Raw genomic sequence first — 22,426 nt, forward strand, 5'->3', positions numbered from 1 at the left:
GCTTTTAAGGAAAGCAGGGGACAGGCACTCCGGGACCCACTTGAGCATCATTTTGTGCTTAAAATATCTCATTTTTTGGGACAAGTGGGTCCCGGAAGAGCCAGTCCCCATGCCACATGCATAGCGCTAAACAGATACCCTTAACCAAACAGTAACCATTCAATTTGATTTTTCAGCTGGTTCCTGCCTGCTTTTTTTGCCGAGAGCCTGCTTTATTTTCGCGTCTGCGTCCTGGGGGAGCATGTTGTGCTTTTTCATGTACATTATGAATTTTTTGGCGTGCTCCATCTCCGGGTTCAGCTTGAGCGTTTCCAGTAAATGTTCAAATGTCTTGTCGTATTTCTTGAATTCAAAGTAGGCCCTGGCTACATTGTAGTGCAGATTTTCATCATTTTCCACCATTTCCAGGGCCTTGGTGTAGTATTCCAGGGCCTGCTGATACATTTTCTGCTTGCGCAGGTTGATGCCGAACTCATTGAACAGATGCTTGTGTTCATCCTCGAACGCTGCGTCCAGCTTGACCAGTCGCTCGAATATATCCTGGGCCTTTTCCTTTTCACCCCGCTCCAGGTAGGTCAGTCCCAGCCCGAAATTGGCCCGGATGTTTTCAATGTCTACTTTCAGGGCATTGTTGTACTCGAATTCGGCGCTGTAGCTCTCGCCTTTTTTGCGGTGCCTGTCCCCGCGGGCGATGGTCTTGTTGAGCTCGCGCATCTTGGGGAATACTGTGTAGGTGTAGAACTCGGGCTCAGGTGAAAATTTTTCCAGGATTTCATCCTTAGGCACTATCTTTTTTGGCCCTGATGGGACATAGTTTACGTTTAGAGGCTGTATCTCCACGTTTTCATCGTCCAACTGGTTTACGTACCAGTACATCTTCTGGATGGTCTTTTTCTGAGTGCTCCCGGTACCCACTTTGACCAGGTTCTGAGAGGAAAATACTCCCTGGATCCTGGATTTTTCTTCTTCTGGTGCCCCGGCCCGGCCGTTATCAGGCACTTTCTTTTCCGTGTCCGCCATAAGCTGCTCCTTGCAAGTTCGCTGACAGTTCTCGTCTGATCTGCATCAGGGACTCCAACGGATCCCGGGATGCAGTCACCGGGCGGCCTATAACCAGGTGTGTGGCCCCGGCCTCCATAGCCATGGAGGGCGTGACCGCTCTTTTTTGATCTTCCAGGGTTTCACCAGGCCTGATTCCCGGTGTGACCAGGCAGAAGTCTTCCATGGCACTCTTTTTGATACCGGCAGCTTCGCCACCGGAACAGACAACTCCGTCCAGCCCCCATCTTCCTGCCCTGGAGGCCAGGTCCGGCACCACATCATAAAGGCTTCTGGATTCCGGCCAGGGCAGGTCTGACCTGTCCAGGCTGGTGAGCAGAGTAACCCCCACAAGAGCCGGGCGGGAGCGTGCCTGGAAATCTCTGCCGTCTCTGGCGTCAATGGCGGCGTTTATCATTTTCTCTCCCCCAAGGAGATGCAGGGTAAGCATATCCACGCCCAGGTCAATGCAGTTGCTTACGGATTTCCGGACAGTATTGGGGATGTCCATGAGCTTCAAGTCCAGGAAGACATTGTAGTCGAGATCTTTGATTTCCTGAACGATTCGCGGTCCGCAGGAAGTAAACAGCTCCAGGCCAATTTTTACCCAGTCAGTAGCCGGCCTCAGGGTGCGGGCCAGGTCCAGGGCCTGCTCACGGCTGCTGACATCCAGGGCGACGACAACCCGGGGTTTATGAGTCATAGTGTACTCCAGAGGCGATTTTCCGGGCAAGATCCGGGCGTATAAAGGGTCTTTGCATTTCAGCCAGGACTATGGCCTTTAACCGGGCATAGGAGGAGTCTAAATCGTCATTAACAAGCCAGTAATCAAAAAAGTCGCTTTTGAGCATTTCGCCGGCAGCGTTTTGAAGGCGTTTTTCCACTGCCCCGGCAGTATCGCTTCCCCGATGCATGAGCCTTTGCCTGAGGTCATCCAGGGAGGGAGGAAATATAAAGATATAAGCTCCCTGCTGCAGGTTGTTTTTAATCTGCCTGGCCCCCTGGATATCCACATCCATGATCAGGCTACGGCCTTCCTGGATGCTTTCCAAGACCTGCCGGGCGGGTGTGCCGTAGAAGTTGCCGTGCACCTCGGCCCATTCAGCGAAAAAATTTTTTGCTATCAGCCCCTGGAACTCATCCTTTTGTACAAAGAAGTAGTCTTTGCCGTGCACTTCATTTTCCCTGGGCTTCCTGGTGGTGTAGGAAACAGAAAAGCCGAATCCGGGATAATCGCGGCACAGCATGCGGATCAGCGTGCTTTTGCCAGCACCCGAGGGAGCGCTTATAACCAGGAGTATACCCTTAGGATTCATCTCTGGCCTCCAGTTGTTTTATCCGCTGGGCCATTGTCTCCGGCTGTACAGCCGAGAGAATAACATGTCCCGAATCCATGACCAGGATGGACCTGGTCTTGCGGCCCTGGGTGGCATCGATGAGCATGTTGCGCTCCCTGGCATCCTCCCGGAGCCTGCGCATGGGCGATGAACCCGGATTGACAATGGACACCACCCTGGAAATGATGACGCTGTTGCCGTAACCTATGTTTAAAAGCCTGAACCTGGTCTTGTAGATATTGCTGTCCATGAATAGCTACTCCAGGTTCTGGGCCTGTTCCCGGCATTTTTCCAGTTCGGTTTTGAAATCCACGGCTATTTTGCTCATTTGAGTGTTCTGGCATTTGTTGGCACAGGTATTTATCTCCCTGAAGGCCTCCTGGAGAAAAAAATCCAGTTTGCGGCCCATCTCGCCGCTTGTTGCCACAAGCCCGTGCATGGAGTCCAAGTGAGCCCTGAGCCTGGTTATTTCCTCGGATACATCAAGCCTGTCCGCCATAAGGCTCAGTTCCTGAAGAAGCCTGTTCTGGTCGGCCTCCACATTAATTTCCCCCAGAATCCTGTCCACCCTGGAGCGCAGTTCCTGAAAACGCTGGTCTGTGTTGCCGGCCGCCAGGTCCTCAAGCTGAGTAAGGCTCGACTTGAGCCTTGTGATACGTTCCTGCAGGTCCATTAAAAGCTGATCACCTTCAGATTTTCTGGAATCATTCCACTTCTGCAGGGCTTTTTCCAGGCAAGTTTCCAGGTCGGACAGAAGGTCTTCATCCATGCTGGATGATTTTTCCTGCCACATGGACTGCATGCGCAGCAAAACATTTAGATCCGGCCTGAATTCATGCCCGGTGCTGGAGGCGAATTTTTTTAGCTCTTCTATCATGGCCATGGCTTGAGGGTGGTCAAATTCCAGGCCCAGCTTGTCAGGGTCCAGAATGCGCATGTCAAGATATATTTCCACACGTCCCCTGGAGGCGTATTTCCTGAGGATTTTTTCCCACCCGGTCTGCCTGTAAAAAAGGGCAGGGGGGATCTTCCACTTTATATCCAGGTGGCGGCTGTTGACGCTTTTTATTTCCCAGTTCAGGTTCCACTGGGCCTTTTCCATTGAGGCGGAGCCATAGCCGGTCATGCTGTGTGTCATTTTGTCTGGGATGCCTTTTGTAATTGTTTGCGGTAACTGGTCCTGATTTCACGCAGGTGTGTCTTGATTTTCTCCGAGGCATAATCCGGAAAGGTCCAGGGCAGATCCACCCAGTCCCCCCTGGTAAAGATCAGGGTCAGATCAGCCCAGATGCCCTGATCCAGGTAGATGCGATGGGTAAAATTCTTGCCGGTTGCCAGGACCAGACGCTCCAGGGTCAAAAGCCCCGGATCCAGGTTGAAAAGGCGCTTATCGTCACGCAGCCAGTCCTGCTCCAGGCTATTGGTGACAAGCTTTATTTCCGGCAGCCTGTTAAGTTCCACCAGGGGATAAAAGGTATATATACGCCTGAAAATGGGCGTCCCCAGTTCCTGGTTGTAGTAATCTGTTTCCGTTAGAGGAATATAGGGACTTTCGAAATCCACACGGCCGAACCGCAGGCTCAGGGCAGGCAGAAGTTCTTCCTCAAAGAGTTCCCATCTGGAACTCAGGATGGACAGAAACAGTTTGCCCGGCCCGGGTATTTCCGGGTGACTCATAATACAGGTACACCTGTCACACCCGGGGTGGACAGGATGTTTGGTCTTAAAATTATTATATGGCGCAATTAACTGGACAGGATTTGAATCTGTAATGTAAAAAAAATATTACCAGTATTGCGAGAACACTTCAACCATAAGCTTGGACTCCTGGATTTTATAGGGAGCTGCGCTGACGGTGTCTCCCGGCTTTAATCCCAGATTCTGGTCCTCTATAAAGCAATCCATGTAGTATTCGCTCATGCCTTTATATGGGGTTTCCATGATCAGGCGCAACTTGTCTTCCCGCAGAAGCTTGCTGGTAAAATGTTGGCGCTTGTGCTTTAAGACCTCTTTTAGTTCACGCGCTCTTTTTTCCTTGACGTGCTGGGCGATCTGGTCCGGCCATCGGGCTGCACGGGTTCCGGGCCTGGGGGAATAGGTGAACACATGGCCGTAGGACAGAGGCAGGGCCTCTGTCAGTTTGAGAGTTCGTTCAAAGTAATCCGGTTTTTCCCCGGGAAATCCCACCAGAAAATCTGCTCCCATGGAATAAAAAGGTATGGTTCTTTCCAGACGTTCAACAAAAAAGATGGCCTTGGCTGGATGGTAGTGATCGCGCCCCATGCGGGTTAAAACCCAAGTGCAGCCGCTTTGCAGGGACAGGTGGAAATGAGGGCAGATCAGGACGGAGGAGGAAATGATGTCTATGCCCCGGGAATCAAGCATGGCCGGATCCAGGGAGCTCAGCCGCAGACGCATCCTGTCTTCCCACTCAGAGGCCAGGTTTTTTTCCAGGTAGCAGATGAGATCCCAGAAATCTTCCCTGGTATTTAGATCCACCCCGTACATGCTTAGATTGATTCCGCTTATGACTATCTCCCTGTAGCCCCGGTTCAAAAGCCCCTGGATTTCTCTGAGTACAACTTCCGGGGGGCGGCTGACGGGTGCACCGCGGGAGGCAGGAACTATGCAATAGGAACAGCCCCTGGAACAGCCGTCCTGGACCTTGACCACAGGTCTGGCCCGGAAATAGCTGGTGATCCAGTAATCCAGGCCGGGATCACCGGCATCCGGGTCCGGAAACGGGGACGCAAGAATAGAGGTCTTGCGGGACTGGGGAACCACCAGGTCTACTTCTTCCAGGGCCCCCAGTTCTTCTTCAAAGATCTGTGCGGCGCAGCCGGTAACAATGATGCGGGCCTGCGGGGCCTGGACGCGCAGACGCCGCAGGGTTTTTTTCAGGTCCTTCACGGCCCTGGCGGTGACAGCACAGGAGTTGACATAAATATATCCGGCCTGTTCAGGGCCGTCTGCAGGGACCAGACCCTGGCGCTGCAGGGCCTCGGAAATGGCCTGGGATTCGTACTGATTCACCCTGCATCCAAGGGTGGTCATGAAAAAATAAGCTGAAGACATGGCTTTACCGACTATTCCTGTTGAATTATGCCCCCGGCCAGGACCTGTCCCTTTGGGGAATAAACCGCTGCCACCTGTCCTGGAACCGGCAGGCCCGGCTCGCCCTTGTAGCGTACACGCATCCGCTGCCCCCATAGTTCTACTTCAGCAGGGCGGGCTTTCTGACGGTACCTGGTCTGGACCAGAAGGTCCAGGGGCCATTTCCGGGGCTCTTCCAGGATGTTCACATCCCGGGCTTGGAATTCCCCGGCTCCCAGTTCCTCCCTGGCTCCTACCACCAGGGTGTTGCTGGCAAGGTCCTTGCGCAGCACATATAAAGGGTGCTTAAAAGCAATGCCCAGCCCGCGTCTCTGGCCCGGGGTGTAGCGCCACAGCCCCTGGTGCCGTCCCAGGGTGCGGCCCGAAGAATCAACTATGGGGCCGGGCAGGGGCTCATGGCTTTTTTCAAGCCTGCCGTCTATAAAATCCCGATAATCCCCGGGAATGAAACATATCTCATTGCTTTCCTCCCTGGCGGGGACAGTGATGTTTCTGTTCTGCAAAAACTCCTGCATGCTGGACTTGAAATGATGATACATGGGAAATTTTGCCCGGGCAAGCCTCCGGGGAGGGACAAGGCACAGAAAGTAGCTCTGGTCCTTGGCCTGGTCCAGGGCCCGCATCAAAACCGGGCCTGAACTGTTTTTTTTAATTCCCGCATAATGGCCGGTGGCCAGGGCCGAGGCTCCAAGCTCCAGGGCCCGGTCCAGCAACAGCCCGAATTTTATGCGCATGTTGCAGCGGGCGCAGGGGTTTGGGGTCAGACCATCCAGGTAATCCTGGACAAAGGGATCAATCACCCGGGCGGCAAATTCATCCTGCAGCAGGGTGACATGCATCTCCACGCCCAGGCTGGTGCAGATGCCCTTGAGTCTTTTCTCCAGGTGTTCATCCTGGCGGGGGAAAAACCGGGCATGAAGCGCCAGAACGTCATGGCCTTCTTCCCGGAGCATTACCAGGGAGGCCAGGCTGTCCAGGCCCCCGCTTACAGCGACAGCTATTCTCATTCTTTCAGGGCGGAGGGAAAGGGCAGTGCCGGCAGACTCTGCTCCAGGATGCCGGCTGCCTGCAACAGAAGCTCTTCCCCGAATGCCGGACCCATAAACTGAATGCCCACGGGAAGGCCGGTTTCATGGCCCAGGCCCGCAGGTATACTTATTCCGGGAAGGCCGGCCAGGTTCAGGGAGGTGGTAAATATGTCCGTAAGATACATCTGCAGGGGGTCGTCCACGTTTTCTCCCAGGCGAAAGGCGGTAGAGGGAACAACCGGAGAGCAGAGCAGGTCACAGTCTTCAAAGGCCTGCATGAAGTCCTGGTGAATGAGCCTGCGTATCTGGGCTGCCTTTTTATAATAGGCATCATAATAACCGGCGGAAAGGACATAAGTGCCGATCATGATCCTGCGCTGGACTTCTTCTCCCAGGGCCCTGGACCTGGTGCGGCGGTACATGTCCAGTAGTTCCCGGGCCTCCTGATCCCTGTAGCCGTATCTGACCCCGTCGAAGCGGGCCAGGTTGGAAGAGGCCTCGGCCATGGCTATGATATAGTATGAAGCAACTCCATGCTGTACATGGGGAAGGTCCACCGGAACGGTCCGGGCTCCGGCCTCGCGGACATTTTCCAGAGCCTTTCTGGAGAGGGCATCAACTTCTGGGCTCATTTTTTCTTCCCAGTACTGCCGGGGAAGTCCTATGCGCAGGCCATGAAGATCTTTTCTTTTTTCCAGGGCGTCCAGGTAATCCGGAACAGGGGCGTTAGAAGAGGTGGAATCCAGGGGGTCATGTCCGGATATGACATTTAAAACTGCTGCGCTGTCAGGAACACTCAAGGTCATGGGTCCGGCCTGGTCCAGTGAAGAACCAAAAGCCACAAGCCCGTATCTGGAAACCCGGCCATAAGTAGGCTTCATGCCCACCACTCCGCAAAATGAGGCCGGCTGACGAATGGAGCCTCCGGTATCGGTTCCAATGGAGCCCAGGGACTGTCCTGCGGCTATGGATGCAGCCGACCCTCCGCTGGAGCCCCCGGGTACACGGGACAGGTCCCATGGGTTGGACGTTGACTGCAGGGCCGAGTTTTCAGTGGATGAACCCATGGCAAACTCGTCCATGTTGGTTTTCCCCAGGATTATGGCCCCGGCCTGCCTCAGCCGCTGTACCAGTGTGGCATCATAACCCGGGGTGAAGTTTTCCAGTATTCTGGAACCGCAGGTAGTGGGGATGTCCCGGGTGCAGATGACATCCTTGATGGTCATGGGCACGCCCCACAATGGCTTTTCATTGTCCGGACCCTGCCGGTCCATCTCTCTGGCCTCTTCCAGGGCCTGTTCTTCCCGGATATGCAGCATGGCCCTTATGTCCGGCTCGGTCTGCCGGATGTTGTCCAGGCATTCCTCAACCACTTCAGAGACCTTGATTTCTTTTTTCTGCAGCAGCAGCCTGGTTGTACAGAGGGTTCTCATATCGTGATACACTTGGGTTCACCTTTTGTTAGATTATCCTGGGGACAATAAAGTATTCTCCGTCATGGTGCGGGGCATTGGCCAGGATCTCGCTGCGCCGGCAGGTTTTGCGGGTTTCGTCCTCGCGCAGAACTGACATGTTTTCCGAAGGTGAATAAAAAGGCTCCACCCCGGAAGTGTCCACCTGGTTGAGGCTGTCCATGTATCCGATGATGTCCCGGAACTGGACAGCGAATTTTTCGGCCTGCTCCGGGGATGTTTCCAGCCTGGCCAGTGCAGCTATCCTGCTTACGTATTCTTTATCAATATTCACTCTTCTGTTCTCCTGATATAATGGATTACGTGTTATGGATTATCCAGGCAAGCATGTGCTGCTCTTTGCTGTCTGCGAAACAGTTTTCAGAAATTTACTGAATCTGCTGAGACCGTTACTCTCTTTCCTGTTCCCTTAAACGCTCCAGCCACATGGCTCTTCTTTGTTTCCTGGATTCTATGGTCCATTTCATGGCTTCGGGCTCCACTGGCTGAAGCTCATGGCGATCCATCCGGAACACGAAGAGGTCCTGTGAGGCTTTGCCCTCATCGTCCCAGTTTATAGGGGCCATGCTCCAGGAGTCGAACTCGTTTCCGGACAAAATGCGGTTGACTTCATCATTGTCTTCAGGTGAAGGCATATTTCCCAGCCTGGAGGCGAATCTTACAAAGTCGTAGCCCAGGGCCACCCAGAAATCCGCTTCTCCCTGAAGACTGTCTTCCAGGCCTTCACTGAGCTGTCTGGCAGGGGGTGAGGGATTGTGACTGTTCCATGCCCCGCAGCTTAAAGCCAGGGAGAAGAACTGCTGTTCCAGGGTCCCGGGAGAGTACCCCTGGTACCAGAGCATGGGGCCCATGAATACTAAGTGATCCACATTGAAGTAGAAAAACTGGGGTATAAGCCCCTGGGCCCTGGACAAAGTGTCCGGAATGAATACCGCCTCAAAACCGGGGTCAGGGTCCAAAAAAGGGTCATTGGGATCGGTTATGTCCAGAAATGAGGACACGATGCGGTTCCAGCTGGCGTGATCATCAGTGGGATAACTCTGGATGCCCTGGACCTGGGCATCCATGTCCCGGGCTTTTTCCCAGAAGGTTTCAGCATATGAGCGTCCGAAATCCTCCTCGGGATACATCACTGCAAAATTTTCAATGTCCATTTCCTGAGTGCCGATCTTAAGAAGAGCCCTGACCTGATCCCCGGCACTGGAGAAAAAACGCCATCCCTGGCTGCCCTCCTCTTCCATGGTCGGCAGAAAAGTCAGAAAGACCATTTCCCTGTGCAGATCCGCCTCACGTATTTTTTCCCATGCTTCTCCGGACAGGGGGCCACCCGCCAGGGAAACGTTCTGAAGCTTTTTCAACTCTTCAATCCAGCCGGGATTGTTGGTGTTTATGGTCTTGACTCTGACATCCAGGCCGTTACTTAAAAGGTCCCAGTGGGCCTGGCCTGCTCCGCGCATGACTTTCCAGCCCACAGAGGAATAACTGTCGCTTAGAGGCAACAGCAGAGCCATGACAGGAGTGGGCTTGCCCAGCTTCTCCTCCCACTTCTCCAGGACCTTGTTGAAGGGAGTCCGGTAAACCAGCTCACTCTGCCTGGCGATCTCAATCATTCCGGGCCTGAGGGATTCCCACTGGTCATTATCGTCCTGGAGACGGGCGTGAAAATAGGACCACCAGAAAAGGTTGTCCGGGAAATGGAGTTTCTTTTCCCTGTCCATAAATTCAGCAGCTTTTTCGAGTTCTTCAAGGTCCATCTTTAGAAAAAGTCTGCTGCCGGCTTCTTCAATCCATACCTTTTGCTCATCTGTATAAGCAAACTGGCGGATATCTCTTAAAACATCCATTCCTTCAGGGTATCTCTGGCTTTCCAGGTGATGTTCTGCCAGGGTCAGGGCCGTCTTGAGCCGCAGCTCTACAGGTCTGGATTCATCCCTGTAGAGGTTTTGGAGGTAGCGGACGTATTTCTGCTCGGTTTCAGTTTCTTTCAGGGCCATAGAGTAGTAGTGATGCCATTTCCACTTGTCCGCGGCCTCTGGATCCATTTGGGCCCACTTCTCAAGGGCCTGCATGGATTGCCGGTATTCGCGGTTTTCCCCTGCGCTTACAGCCAGCCTTTTCCAGGCCATGATTTCATGGTCCTCTTCCAGTTCAAATTCTTCCAGGAGCTGAGAATAGAGGTCCTGGGCAGCGGGATGATCCTCGGCCTCCCAGGCCTGGGCAGCCCTTTGCTGCAGGTCCGGTCTGGGAGGGTCGGTGACCACTTTTTTTTCCGCGCATGCGGCAATGAAGAACAGAAGGAGTAAAGCTATAATAAATCGTGTTTTATGCATGGTTATTAAACCTGACAGTCACAGGTGGATATACTTGGAAAAACTCGGTGTTTGTTTAGAAAACAGGTATTGGGTTTTTTCTGCGACCCTGCGCAAAAAAAGAGGCCCCTTCGGGACAACATCCGAAAAAGGAAGGGATCTCATACAACCACCCCCGGCCCCTCCTTGTCCAAGGAGGGGAGTTTAGTGGAAGTGGTCTTCATACAACCACCCCCGGCCCCTCCTTGTCCAAGGAGGGGAGTTTAGTGGAAGTGGTCTCATACAACCACCCCCGGCCCCTCCTTGGCTAAGGAGGGGAGTTTACGCCGTGCACGTAATCCAGCGGGGCAGGGTGTCAGATAAAGTTACCTACATGTTTGTTTGAAATTTGTACTATTGTCTATTGAGCACACTTTGGGCCTGAGCCTATTCCGGTAAAAAATATAGTGGATCGTTACTTAAGATAAAAAAAGCCCGGGCCTTTAGTTGCCCGGGCTAGAATAGGAACTGGTTCAACCTGCTGTCAAGACAATTTATTTCTTGTCGTTGACCTCGGTGTAATCTGCATCCACCACATCTTCTTCGGCGCTTTGAGCACCCTGCTGTCCGGTCTGGGCCTCGCCCTGGTCCTGCTGCCCTGCTTCGCCGGACTGGGTCTTCTGGGCGTAAAGCTTTTCAGCCAGTTTGTGCGAAGCCTGGGACAGGTCTTCTGTAGCCTTGCGGATGGCTTCCTCGTCTTCGCCTTCCATGACGTTTTTTAGTTCCTGAATCTTGTTTTCTATGTCCGCCTTGAGTTCGGCATCCAGGTTTTCGCCCAGGTCCCGGATGGACTTTTCAGTGGTGTAGATCAGGGTGTCGGCATGGTTTCTGGCTTCGATGAGTCTTTGTTTTTTCTTGTCTTCCTCGGCATGGCTTTCGGCTTCCTTGACGAGATTGTTTATCTCTTCTTCGGACAGACCGCTGGAAGCAGTGATCTGGATGGACTGCTCCTTGCCGGTGCCGGTATCCTTGGCCGAGACGTTGACCAGACCGTTGGCGTCGATATCAAAGGTGACCTCGATCTGAGGTACGCCGCGGGGTGCCGGGGGGATACCGGTGAGCTCAAAGCGGCCCAGAGTCATGTTGTCTGCTGCCATGGGGCGCTCTCCCTGGAGTACATGGATGGAAACCGAGGGCTGATTGTCCGCAGCCGTGGTGAATATCTGGCTCTTGCGGGTGGGGATGGTGGTGTTGCGCTCGATGAGCTTGGTGAACACGCCGCCCATGGTTTCAATACCCAGGGACAAGGGAGTTACGTCCAGAAGCAGGACATCCTTGACATCTCCAGCAAAGATGCCGCCCTGGATGGCTGCGCCCATGGCCACGACCTCGTCGGGGTTGACGCTCTTGTTGGGGTCTTTGCCAAAGAATTCGGATACCTTTTTCTGTACCAGGGGCATCCTGGTCTGGCCGCCCACAAGGAGTACCTGGTTGATGTCGTTGGCCTTGAGATCCGCATCGCTCAAGGCCTTTTCGCAGGGTCCGATGGTCCTTTGCACCAGGTCTTCCACCAGGCTCTCCAGTTTGCTCCTGGTAAGCTTCATGTTCATGTGCTTGGGGCCGTTTTGATCCGCAGTGATAAAGGGCAGATTGATATCTGTTTCCATGGTGGTGGAAAGTTCTTTCTTGGCCTTTTCAGCAGCTTCCCTGAGCCTCTGCAGAGCCATGCGGTCCTGGGAGAGGTCGATGCCGTTCTCCTTTTTGAATTCATCCACCAAGTGATTAATGATACGCTGGTCAAAGTCCTCTCCGCCCAGGAAGGTGTCGCCGTGGGTTGAGCGCACTTCCACCAGGTTGTCGCCCACTTCCAGGATGGATATGTCGAATGTTCCACCACCCAGGTCAAAGACAGCTATCTTTTCGTTGACATTCTTGTCGGCACCATAAGCCAGGGATGCGGCAGTAGGTTCGTTGATTATGCGTTTTACCTCAAGTCCGGCAACGCGGCCGGCATCCTTGGTGGCCTGGCGCTGGCTGTCGTTGAAATAGGCCGGAACGGTTATGACCGCCTCGGAAACAGTTTCCCCGAGGTATGATTCTGCGTCGCTTTTGAGCTTCTGCAGGATCATGGCCGATATTTCCGGCGGGCTGTAAGTGTTGTCGCCCACCTGCACGTAGGCGTCGTCGTTTTTGCCTTTTACAATTTTGTAGGAGCACCTCTCGATCCAGTTCTTGAGCACCGGGTCGTCGTACTGACGGCCCATGAGCCGCTTGACTGAATAAACAGTCTTTTCCGGATTGGTCACGGATTGCCTTTTGGCGATTTCCCCGACCAGACGTTCTTTATCTGTAAAAGCTACAATGGATGGGGTTGTGCGTCCGCCTTCAGGGTTGCTTATGCACTTGGCTTCCTTGCCTTCCATCACATATACGCAACTGTTGGTGGTTCCCAGGTCGATTCCGATTATCTTGCCCATATTAACAAGCCTCCTTGAAATAGTCTTTGAAGTTGTTTGAATTCATAAGTCTCCTGAAAAAGTTGTAAAGACGATGTTATTCATTTTTTTCAGGAGAACACTGTTTGCTGACAAGGACCTTGGCCGGTCTTACCAGCCTGTCTCCCAGCAGGTAGCCTTTCTGCATGACCTGGCATATCTTGCCTTCGTCCATGTCCTCGCGCTCCTGCTGGGCCATTGCCTCGTGAAAGTTGGGGTCAAAGTCTTCCCCCTCGCTGCCAACCTGCTTCAGGTTGTTCTTTTCCAGTACCTGGTAGAACAGGTTGAGGGTCATTTCCACTCCCTGGGCCAGGTCTTTGCAGGCTTCATTCTTACGCCCGTGTTCCAGAGCCAGTTCCAGGTTGTCTATAACCGGAATGACTTCCTCGATAAAGGAAGATACGGCATATTTGCAGTATTCCTCCTTCTCTCGGGCCAGGCGTTTTTTGTAATTCTCCGAGTCTGCTATGGCCTTGAGGGCCTGGTTCTTCTGTTCACGCAGAAGTTCGCAGTCGGGGCAGATATTCTGCCTGCAAAGATCTTTCATTTCTTGCTCCGAGATGTGTGAGCCTGCTTCCTCTCCGGAAAAGTCGAGGTACTCCCCCTCCTGTTCCCAGGAGTCTTCTTCCTGCCTGGGATATTCTTCCCGGGATTTGTCCCGGGTTTCGTTTTCTTTTGGTTTTTGTTCCTTGTTGTAATCTTCCCTGGACATGTATCAACCTCCGTATTTGATCTTTTCCCTGAGTATGATTTTTTTCAGTTCAAGTGTTAATGCTTGAATCCTTGTTGTTTTCATAAAGTTCGCGAAATATCTGACTAAGAATTCTGGCGGTCAAGTCAACAGTCGGGATTATCCTGGAGTAATTCATACGGGTGGGGCCGATAATACTCACGTGACCCACGGAGTCGTCCTGCAGGCTGTATGGAGAGGAGATAACCGCGTAGTCGCTGAGTTCTTCCCAGTCCTGCTCCTGCCCCATGAGAATGCTCAGTCCGTCGCTTTCCAGGGTGTTGTCTAAGAGTTTAAGCAGCTTGGACCTTTCTTCCAGAAGCCTGAAGACTTCGCGCATCTTGGACAGGTCGGTAAAGTCGGTGTCCTGAAAAAGGTAATGCGTGCCGTCAACGTAAACCTGGCGGTTGTTTCCGGGATCGAAGGATTCCCGGGCCAGTTTCAGGGCGTTCTGGTACAGGTGGTCAAACTGTCTGCGGGCTTTTTCCATCTGGCTGACTATGCTGGTACGGACCTGCTGCAGGGTCTTGCCCTGGTAATGGTCGTTTAAGTAGTTGCTGAACTTGACCAGGTCGTCAGCAGAAATGTCGGAGTCCACATTTACCACCTTGTTCTGCATCATGCCTCCTTCCATGACCAGAATGGACATGACCAGGCCGGGGCGCAGCAGGATAAAATCTATATGCTTCCAGCGGATGTTTTTCTGGCTGGGAGTTACGACCAGGCTGATCTGGTTGGATAGCGAGGACAGAACCTTGGATGCCTGGCTCAGGGTATTGGTCAGATCAGGCCCCACCTCTGAAAGGGAAGACTTGATGGTCTCTTCAAGCCCCCCAGGCAAAAGTTCCAGGTCCAGTTTAGAATCTAAATAATATCTGATTCCCTTGGTGGAGGGTATTCTTCCTGCGGATGTGTGCGGCTGTTCAATATACTTTTCCTCGGCCAGGTCAGCCATGATATTTCTAATGGATGCCGGGCTCAGGTTCAGGCTGGACTGCCTGGCCACGGTCCTGGAGCCCACGGGCTGGCCGCTTTGTATATAGTTTCTGACTATGGTGAACAGGACATCTGCTTGTCTTTGATCCAGGGTCATAATGTGCACCTCGTTAGCACTCTTGTGTTGAGAGTGCTAATCAAGTAACAACGCCACCCCTTTCTGTCAAGACGGCAGGACCGGACCCTGGCAAAAGGTAACCATTGAGGGCGTGACTGGGGACAGTCCCCGCGACACCTTGCCCTCACAATCACCAAAGTTACAAGCGCAAAATTCTGTGATCCTGCACAGACCTACACAGCGAGGGACAGTCCCCAGGCCTTGTACCAGCAATCAACACCGAGAACCCCCTGAATGGTTACGGAAAAAGTGCACGCAAAGATCTGCAGAGTGGTTGTAAAACCGTACGGCCTCATTGGTGCCGGGCTTTATTCGTGTACCTGGAAGACATATTCGCGCAGGGCGTGTACCCAGGGACGCGGGGTGATACCTGTGACCATGGAGAATTTGGAAGTGTCCAGCACGGAATAGGACGGGCGTCTGGCCTTTTGGGGATATTCCCCTGATGAAACTGGATTCACCCTGGAGCTCAGACCTGCGCACATAAGGGCTTCCGAGGCAAGCTCACACCAGGATGCCTGGCCCTTGTTGACCACGTGAAAAAGACCGCTGGTCTGTTTTTTCACCAGTTCCAGGGAGTACCTGGCCAGGTCCAGGGTGCAGGTCGGTGAGCCGGTCTGATCGTGGATGACGCTTAGAGGCCGGCCTGATTCAGCCATCTGGATCATTTTGCTAACGAAATTGGTCTTGAAGGGCCCAAAGAGCCATGCTGAGCGAAGAATAAGCAGCCCGTCCCAGGGGCTCTGCATCAAGAGCTCTTCTCCGGCCAGCTTGCTTCTGCCGTAAACACAAAGGGGGCGGGGGGTATCGTCGGTGCTGTAAGGGGTGTTTTTTTTGCCATCGAAAACATAGTCCGTGCTGTAGTGCACAAGGCCCACATTGTTTTCCCGGCACACCTGCCCCAGGATACCGGGAAGGTCCCTGTTGAGGCGATAGGCCTCATCCTGGTCTTCTTCAGCCTGGTCCACACCGGTATAGGCAACTGCATTGGCCACCAGGTCAATATTATTTTTCCGGATGGTGTCTTCAACCTGCCGGGCATCAAACAGGTCCAGCTCCTTACGCCCGGGGGCCAGGGCCTTTAATCCCTCACCCTGCATTACCTGCACAAGGGCCTGCCCCAGAAGGCCTGTGCGGACGCCGGTGATGAGAACTGTGGGTGAATTCATTCCCGCTCCTTGTACCATTTGTCCATAAAGCGGATATAATCCCCCGATTTGATGGAGTCCACCCATTTATTGTTGTTCAGGTACCAGTTGATGGTCAATTCTAAGCCTTCAGTGAACTTTACGCTGGGCTCGAATCCCAGGTCTTTTTTGGCCAGGGTGAAATCCATGGCGTAGCGCAGATCATGCCCGGGCCTGTCCTGGACAAACCTGATGAGCTTGTGGGACTTGCCCATGATGTCCAGAATTTTTTTGATCACATCCAGGTTTTTGTACTCGGCGTTGCCCCCGAAGTTGTAGATGGAGCCAGGGCCGGCCTTTTCAATGCAGAGCTTGATGCCCCGGCAATGATCCGAGACATAGATCCAGTCCCTTATGTTTTCACCCTGTCCGTAAACCGGGATACTCTCGTTATCCCTTGCCCGGAGAAAGGTAAGGGGAACAAGTTTTTCCGGAAACTGGAACGGTCCGTAATTGTTGGAACAGCGGGTGATGGTCACCGGGAAATGATAGGTCTTGAAAAAGGCCCGGCACAAAAGGTCTGCTGAGGCCTTGGAGGCTGCATAAGGGCTGTTGGGGGCCAGAGGGGAGTCTTCCTTGAAGCTGCCCTGGGGGCCGAGGCTGCCGTATACCTCGTCGGTGGAGACCTGGATGAATTTTTTGATGCCCGCCTGGCGGGAAGCTTCCAGGAGGTTGTATGTCCCCTGGGTGTTGGACTGGATAAACATTCCCGGCTCATTAATGGATCGATCAACATGGGATTCCGCTGCAAAATTGACAATAACGTCGATGCTGTATTTTTTCAGCAGTTCCGGCACCAGTTCCGCGTCACAGATATCACCATGTTCAAAAAAGTAGCGGGTTCCGGCATACCTTTCCTCCACGGATCTGAGGTTTTCCAGGTTGCCTGCGTAAGTGAGCTTGTCCAGGTTGATGAGAGTATGCTGGCTTTCATTGAGCATGAAGTAGATAAAATTGGTGCCGATGAATCCGCATCCACCGGTAACTAAAATGTTCATTATTCCTCCGGAAGTATTTTAAACTTGTTTTAGTCTGACCAGGATGCCTTGTAGGGGTCAGAGATCAGAAGTTGGAAGTTATTAAAAAATCAGATAGTTATTATGTCAGGAATTAGTTCCGAAATTACTTTTGCCGGCTATTGTCATTCTCAAGAGCAGGAATAAATTTCAAAAGCAAGTGCGGGACAGCCAGGTTTTCGATGTTCTGCAGTCACGTCTTATATTGGAAAAAATACCGGCTGTTCAAGGATAATCCGGTGAGTTTATGTAAAAAACTGTTGCCCTTTGCCCGGGTATGGTTTAAGTAATTTTTATGGGCGGTTAACTCAGCGGTGAGAGTGCCATCTTCACACGGTGGAAGTCCGGAGTTCAAATCTCCGACCGCCCACCACCCCTGACTTTAAAACAGCGCCATAATTTTTACCCTGTTGCGCCTTTTTTATAAGCTGCATACACTGCGGCACATGTCCTATGTCGTATTTATTATCCTGCCCCTTCATTCCGGCCGGTTTCTTCGGCAGTTTTATACTTAATTCCCTTTTTTTCAATATCCTGAAGCAGTCCGCTTATTTTCTGCCTTACTGTCCTGACATTCAAAACAGGTTCCAGGGTCATAGGGTCCATAACCAACTCCTCTTTCTTCTTTTTTTCTGTCGCCTCCGTTCCGGCCTGCTTGATTATCAGGCTGGTAATCTGGTCCGTGCTTTCGGCGCGGGCTAATTCTCTGGTGATGTCCGCAAGAGTTGAGGGGTCCAGGCTCAGTCTTTCGTAGGCACATTTAATTCTCCGGAATTTTTCCGGAAAATGCTCCGGATGATATCTGCGGGACAACTTTATGTATGATTTGCGGATACTTTCCTGGTCTGCGTCGCGATCAACCCTTATAATCCGGTGGTCTTGCTCCAGCATTTGCTGTTCTCCTTAACTGGACTTTTTTTCCTGATCCTGCATCAGATCCAGCATACTGTTTTGTTTCAGGGCCTGCTTCTTCCCTTTTTTTCCACCTTTGGCCTGCTTCTGAGGGAATTTTGCATTCATTGTGTTCACTGCATTCTGAAAATCCTGGTGCGAGGCCAGGGTGGTGAACAGATCTTTTTCCGCCCAGATATCCCGGACCATGCCGGCCAGGACTTTCATTTTTTTATAGGCGATCACCTTGACCAGATGATCCCAGGCTTCGATGCGGTTAAAATGTTCCAGGTTGTGTTTTATAAGCTGGGCCATAAATTTATTTTTGTATGGAGAAGACGGCCAGGTAAGCATCCAGAGGATAATCTTGTGCAGAGTATCGGGCGGAGGCATATACTTGGTAAAAAAATCTGCCTCTTTTGCGTTTGCGGGCATCGTCCTCCCGGATGTATTTGCGCTCAAGTTCAACAGGCCGAACACTGGCGATTCCGGTCCCAGTTCCTTGAGAAAGGCTTCCAGTAAATGCTGCGGAATCTCTTCCCATAGGAACCAGTCGGTCTCTCTGTAGGACGGGCTGTACAGGCTTTGAAATTCGTGATCCAGGATGGAAACCAGCAAAGTTTCAATGGCAAAACGGTAATCTTCCCGGCTCAGGCATGCTTTCCAGCCCCGGAGTATTTTTTCTGTGTACATCCAACCAGGCAGGACCAGGACATAATCTTTTATTTCCTGGCGGCTGATTTTCAATGGCGTTCTTTTCTGCTGTATCTTTTTTATGGACTCCAGTGCTTCAGGGGCAGGAGACTGTTCAGACCGTTTATATATCAGCCCCAGAAAGACAGAATCAGGGACAGGCAAGTCGCATAAATTCTTTATCAACCTGTCTAAGAGCATGTAGTTGTCCAGGAATGCCAGTTCCTGATAAAAATCAAACCAGTACTTAAAAGGCGTGGATATAATGGATTCATTGCTGAGCCCCAGCTTTTGGTACAACTCAGCAATTTCCTGGAGATCAGAGCAGGACTGCTGCATATGATCCTTGAGGGCCTTTCTGGCCTGTTTTTCTCCATCTTCCATGGCCAGGTCATGCAGATAGTCAAAAAACTCCTCAAACCGTTCAACCATCTGTTGCATCCGGGCCTGCAACAGGATCATTCTTTCCCTTTCGGACCACACATCAAAGTCCAGCAGTTCCTGGAGGATATAAAGTGAATCAGTATCTTTTTTTCTGATTCTGGACAGAGCCGCAAGCTGACCCTGTACATGGGATGGCAGGTCAGACTGTGCTTCAGGAGCATAACTCTGCAGACCGTAAGAGGCAGTATCTTTCCAGTTCCGGCCCATGATATTGCCTCCCAGGGTCAAAAAGGCCTGGTACATGGCGGTTACCGCCGGATGGCTGCTTTGACTGAACCCTGAACGGTGCAGGTAGCCTTGGACTGAATGGGGATCCATGAAGTGGCCCGGCCTGGAGTACAAAAGGTGCATGGCCTCTGCCAGGACGCGCAGGTTTTTGAGCTCCACGGATTTTTCCTGGAAATTCGTGGTAAAGTAGTCATGAAGCTCCTGGAAATGTTTTCTAATCCTGGTCAGGGGTTTGACTGAAGGTGTTTGAAAATTAATAGCGGCAAGATTGTTGAACTCCCTGGCCGCCCGGGCGGCCAGGGAAAGGTGCTTTTCATTCTTCCTGGCCCGGGTGAGCCCGCCTTGGACGTACAGGTGCAGGGCCGACATATTCCCGCAGAGGATTTCTCTTAGCCCCTGGGCCAGTTCTGCAAAAGGATCAGGCAGATCCCGGGGCAGGCTGTCGGCCATGCCCGGATATCCCCGGCCGTGATAAACATCAATCAAGGCCTGCACCACATTCAGGCACTGCGTGTTTTCAGAGTTCAGGTCCGGTGCCTGCTTCAGACCTTTATGCACATTCTCCAGGGTTTCGATTTTCTGGTGGTGAACAAGGGTCTTGAGCAGCAGGTTGTAAATGGCCGGGTTCCAGCAGGAAGCCGCACTGGTTTTGGATGCAGTATCCCGGTGCCGCTGGTAAAGGGTGATGAATTCTTCCCAGGCCTCTTTTTTCCAGTAGCCCAGAAGCCTTGCTTCAAGCTTTTTTGAAGGGGACCTGGCTGGTTTGCCTTTTTTGGAGCGCTTGCCTTTTCTGGCCATTACTCTTCTCTTTCCTGCAGTTCGTCCATGTAGTCCACCAGAGTTTCTTCGGCCTCGTCCACAGCGTCTTCGTCGTCTCCCTGCAATGCGTCTTCATAATCCTTTATCAGGGACTTGAGGGTGTTTCTGGAGGCATCCCCGGACAGTTCGTCAAGCATACCGCGGGCCTTGTGCAGTATATAGTTTGTGGTCTGCTGGCTGCCCCGGGGACTTTCATCAGGCTGGTCATCCATATCCGGATCTGAGTCCAGGTCCACCTTTAAAAACATCTGGTCCTGCCTGGAACTGTCCAGATCCACCTCGCGCTTGACGCTGTAGCCTTTCTGCTCCACCCGGACCCGGATGATTCCGTTTAAGTCGTAGCTGTATTCAATGTTTATGGGTGTGCCAGACGGTGCAGGGGAAAGCTGCAGATCAATGGAGCCTATATGCGTATTTTCCCCGGACTGGGTGGATTCGCCCTGGTAGACGCTTACCCTGACCAGGGGCTGGGAGTCGAACACTGTATAGAAAAGCTCGGAGCGGGTAACCGGAATCTGGGTATTACGGGGGATAATGGGGACGCATTTGAGTTTCATGCTCACGGGATCTTCCAGGACCTCGGTACTCAGGGTGTGTGGATTGACGTCTATGAGTACCTGGTGAATATGAGAGCCGCTTATGATGCCTCCCTGAATGGCGGCACCCTTGGCCACGCTCAGGTCGGGGTCCACAGGGGGCAGGCAGGAAGGCCCGAAATACTCCTCCAGCAGGGAGATAACCGCCGGGATGCGGGTGGAACCGCCAACCAGAAGCACACTGTCGATATCCCCGGCTGCAAGGGAGGCTTCCTGCAGGGCTTTTTGCATCTCCTGCCTGGTTGTTTCCAGATAGGGTGAGATCATGGACTCAAATTCTTCCCGGGTGATTTCCAGGGACAGATTGATGTCCTCACTGGATGGGCTGGGGATCAGGGACTCCTCTATAAAGGTGAATGGATGTGCAGACAGGGCTATTTTGGCCTTTTCCGCAGCATCCTTGAGCCGGGCCAGGGCTGGACGGTGTCCGCGCAGGTCTGTGCCGTAAGTGGACATGATCTGCTCCAGGCAGAGATTGACAATGGCCTGGTCAAAATCGTCTCCCCCCAGACTGGTGTTGCCTGTGCTTGCCAGGACCTCGCTCAGTTCGCCCATGCGCAGTACAGAGACATCAAAGGTCCCGCCACCCAGGTCATAGACCAGAACCCGGCTTTCGGGCCTGTCCTGTTTGCCGGGGGTATCCACGTGGTTGTAGAAAAGGGAGGCTGCTGTAGGTTCGTTTATAATCCGTTCTACATTAAGTCCGGCTGCTTCGCCGGCTTGCTGGGTTGCCCGGCGCTGGGCATCGGAAAAATAAGCCGGGACCGTGATGACCACGTTTTCTACTTCCTCCTGGCAGATTTCCCGGGCCTGCTCCTTGAGGTACGTGAGAATGAAGGTGGATATGTTTTCCGGGGTGTATTCACTGTCCTGTACCGGGATCGTTTGTCTGGTGCCCATGATGCGCTTGACTGAACTGACAGTGGTTTCCGGGTACAGGACTTCCCGGTTTTTGGCCCTGGTCCCGACAATGGTTTCACCTTGATCAAAGCTGACTACCGAGGGCACCAGAGGCGAGCCGTTGATGGAAATCACTTCGGGCACTCCCTGGCTTAGACGTGAAATGCAGGAGTTGGTGGTGCCGAGGTCAATACCGAAAATTGTCTTCATAAATATCTCCTGAAGAGCTTGATGGGTGCTTACTTTTACCTGCCGGGAAGAATCCTGGAAGGATCACTGATCATACCTGCTCGCGATGCAGGCTGGGTTCCGGATGTCCGGGTTCACCGTTGCCCGGCTTGTTTATAACCACCACAGCCGGCCGGGTTACCCGGCCTGACACCATAAGTCCAGGGCGGACAACTTCCAGGATGGTGTTTTCCGGGTAATCCGGATGCTGCCGGGTGTCGCAGGCATGATGCCTTGTATCGTCGAATTTTTCTTTCAGATCCAGGATGGGCTCAATGCCCATCTCCTGCAAAAGGGCCGTGTACCTGGACCATACCTGGTTCAAGGCCTGGTCCGATTCATGGTTGCGCAGATAATAAATGGAGAGGCTGTCCGTAAAGCTGGTTATGGCCTGCATGGGAAGCCCGGCATTCATCTGGGCCTGCAGCCTGTCCATTCTGGCTCCTAGTTCATGGAGCATACGTTCGATATTCTGGGCCTGCCTGCGCTCGCGTTTCTGCAGGTTGCGGATCATTTCCTGGATGACCTGCAGATCGTTTTGTTCTTCCTGTTCTTCTGTATCCTCCTGCCGGTCAGGGCTGGTTTTGAACAGTCCTGCAAGCTTTGACCAGATTGACATGAGTTTTCCTTGGCTTTGGGCCGGGGTTTGGTTGATAGCTGCACACAGGGAATGCATGATGAAATCAAAGTATCTGTTTAGCGCTTTGCATGTGGCATGGGGACTGGCTCTTCCGGGACCCACTTGTCCCAAAAAATGAGATGTTTTAAGCACAAAATGATGCTCAAGTGGGTCCCGGAGTGCCTGTCC

20 protein-coding genes and 1 tRNA gene are annotated in these 22,426 nt (G+C 52.6%); 1 reads left to right on the forward strand and 20 read right to left on the reverse strand.

All coding sequences use genetic code 11. The annotated features are described in order from the left end of the window. Positions 1-159 precede the first annotated feature (159 nt). The 16 genes from D5S03_RS11535 to rfbB form a co-directional block, all read right to left on the reverse strand. Entirely contained in the window at positions 160-1,020 is an 861-nt protein-coding gene (locus D5S03_RS11535) for a tetratricopeptide repeat protein (protein ID WP_287044113.1), read from the reverse strand. Then, positions 992-1,741, reverse strand: a complete 750-nt coding sequence (gene pyrF / locus D5S03_RS11540) for an orotidine-5'-phosphate decarboxylase (protein ID WP_287044115.1) — start codon at positions 1,739-1,741, stop codon at positions 992-994. Before pyrF ends, D5S03_RS11535 begins: the two co-directional genes overlap by 29 nt. Beyond that, on the reverse strand, positions 1,731-2,354 hold the full coding sequence (gene gmk / locus D5S03_RS11545) for a guanylate kinase (protein ID WP_008869151.1): 624 nt from the start codon (positions 2,352-2,354) through the stop codon (positions 1,731-1,733). Before gmk ends, pyrF begins: the two co-directional genes overlap by 11 nt. Further along, on the reverse strand, positions 2,344-2,625 hold the full coding sequence (locus D5S03_RS11550; RefSeq protein WP_008869150.1) for a DUF370 domain-containing protein: 282 nt from the start codon (positions 2,623-2,625) through the stop codon (positions 2,344-2,346). Before D5S03_RS11550 ends, gmk begins: the two co-directional genes overlap by 11 nt. Before the next feature lie 6 nt (positions 2,626-2,631). Further along, positions 2,632-3,513 carry a YicC/YloC family endoribonuclease gene (locus D5S03_RS11555; RefSeq protein WP_287044117.1) on the reverse strand — a complete coding sequence of 294 codons (882 nt, stop codon included), beginning with the start codon at positions 3,511-3,513 and terminating at the stop codon, positions 2,632-2,634. Further along, the gene (locus D5S03_RS11560; RefSeq protein ID WP_008869148.1) at positions 3,510-4,052 is read right to left on the reverse strand and encodes a DUF4416 family protein; all 543 of its coding nucleotides are present in this window, start codon (positions 4,050-4,052) and stop codon (positions 3,510-3,512) included. Before D5S03_RS11560 ends, D5S03_RS11555 begins: the two co-directional genes overlap by 4 nt. 108 nt (positions 4,053-4,160) lie before the next feature. Next, positions 4,161-5,450, reverse strand: a complete 1,290-nt coding sequence (locus D5S03_RS11565; protein ID WP_287044119.1) for a MiaB/RimO family radical SAM methylthiotransferase — start codon at positions 5,448-5,450, stop codon at positions 4,161-4,163. Between the two features lie 11 nt (positions 5,451-5,461). Beyond that, positions 5,462-6,496, reverse strand: a complete 1,035-nt coding sequence (mnmA, locus tag D5S03_RS11570) for a tRNA 2-thiouridine(34) synthase MnmA (RefSeq protein WP_287044121.1) — start codon at positions 6,494-6,496, stop codon at positions 5,462-5,464. Then, the gene (gatA, locus tag D5S03_RS11575; RefSeq protein WP_287044123.1) at positions 6,493-7,962 is read right to left on the reverse strand and encodes an Asp-tRNA(Asn)/Glu-tRNA(Gln) amidotransferase subunit GatA; all 1,470 of its coding nucleotides are present in this window, start codon (positions 7,960-7,962) and stop codon (positions 6,493-6,495) included. The genes mnmA and gatA overlap by 4 nt, the downstream gene beginning before the upstream one ends. Before the next feature lie 16 nt (positions 7,963-7,978). Continuing rightward, the gene (gene gatC, locus D5S03_RS11580; protein WP_287044124.1) at positions 7,979-8,263 is read right to left on the reverse strand and encodes an Asp-tRNA(Asn)/Glu-tRNA(Gln) amidotransferase subunit GatC; all 285 of its coding nucleotides are present in this window, start codon (positions 8,261-8,263) and stop codon (positions 7,979-7,981) included. Between the two features lie 115 nt (positions 8,264-8,378). Then, entirely contained in the window at positions 8,379-10,319 is a 1,941-nt protein-coding gene (locus D5S03_RS11585; protein ID WP_287044126.1) for a type 1 periplasmic-binding domain-containing protein, read from the reverse strand. 512 nt (positions 10,320-10,831) lie between these two features. Then, a complete protein-coding gene (gene dnaK, locus D5S03_RS11590; protein WP_008869142.1) occupies positions 10,832-12,754 on the reverse strand; it encodes a molecular chaperone DnaK in 1,923 nt (640 codons plus the stop codon). Between the two features lie 76 nt (positions 12,755-12,830). Further along, positions 12,831-13,484, reverse strand: coding sequence for a nucleotide exchange factor GrpE (gene grpE / locus D5S03_RS11595; protein ID WP_008869141.1), 654 nt, complete (start codon positions 13,482-13,484; stop codon positions 12,831-12,833). A 49-nt stretch (positions 13,485-13,533) separates the two neighbouring features. Further along, entirely contained in the window at positions 13,534-14,595 is a 1,062-nt protein-coding gene (hrcA, locus tag D5S03_RS11600) for a heat-inducible transcriptional repressor HrcA (protein WP_008869140.1), read from the reverse strand. Between the two features lie 329 nt (positions 14,596-14,924). Next, positions 14,925-15,785, reverse strand: a complete 861-nt coding sequence (gene rfbD / locus D5S03_RS11605; RefSeq protein WP_287044130.1) for a dTDP-4-dehydrorhamnose reductase — start codon at positions 15,783-15,785, stop codon at positions 14,925-14,927. Continuing rightward, a complete protein-coding gene (gene rfbB / locus D5S03_RS11610; RefSeq protein ID WP_287044132.1) occupies positions 15,782-16,801 on the reverse strand; it encodes a dTDP-glucose 4,6-dehydratase in 1,020 nt (339 codons plus the stop codon). Before rfbB ends, rfbD begins: the two co-directional genes overlap by 4 nt. Positions 16,802-17,116: 315 nt before the next feature. Between rfbB and D5S03_RS11615 the strand changes: the two genes are divergently transcribed. Next, positions 17,117-17,192 (forward strand) — tRNA-Val (locus D5S03_RS11615). A 92-nt stretch (positions 17,193-17,284) separates the two neighbouring features. Here D5S03_RS11615 and D5S03_RS11620 read toward each other — a convergent pair. The 4 genes from D5S03_RS11620 to D5S03_RS11635 form a co-directional block, all read right to left on the reverse strand. Next, positions 17,285-17,710 carry a J domain-containing protein gene (locus D5S03_RS11620; RefSeq protein WP_287044134.1) on the reverse strand — a complete coding sequence of 142 codons (426 nt, stop codon included), beginning with the start codon at positions 17,708-17,710 and terminating at the stop codon, positions 17,285-17,287. A gap of 12 nt (positions 17,711-17,722) precedes the next feature. After that, the gene (locus D5S03_RS11625; protein WP_287044136.1) at positions 17,723-19,873 is read right to left on the reverse strand and encodes a hypothetical protein; all 2,151 of its coding nucleotides are present in this window, start codon (positions 19,871-19,873) and stop codon (positions 17,723-17,725) included. Next, positions 19,873-21,600, reverse strand: a complete 1,728-nt coding sequence (locus tag D5S03_RS11630; protein ID WP_008869135.1) for an Hsp70 family protein — start codon at positions 21,598-21,600, stop codon at positions 19,873-19,875. The genes D5S03_RS11625 and D5S03_RS11630 overlap by 1 nt, the downstream gene beginning before the upstream one ends. A 70-nt stretch (positions 21,601-21,670) precedes the next feature. Beyond that, positions 21,671-22,237, reverse strand: a complete 567-nt coding sequence (locus D5S03_RS11635; RefSeq protein WP_008869134.1) for a nucleotide exchange factor GrpE — start codon at positions 22,235-22,237, stop codon at positions 21,671-21,673. Positions 22,238-22,426: the final 189 nt, after the last annotated feature.

The organism is Desulfonatronospira sp. MSAO_Bac3, assembly GCF_003838035.1.
Lineage (GTDB): Bacteria > Desulfobacterota > Desulfovibrionia > Desulfovibrionales > Desulfonatronovibrionaceae > Desulfonatronospira > Desulfonatronospira thiodismutans.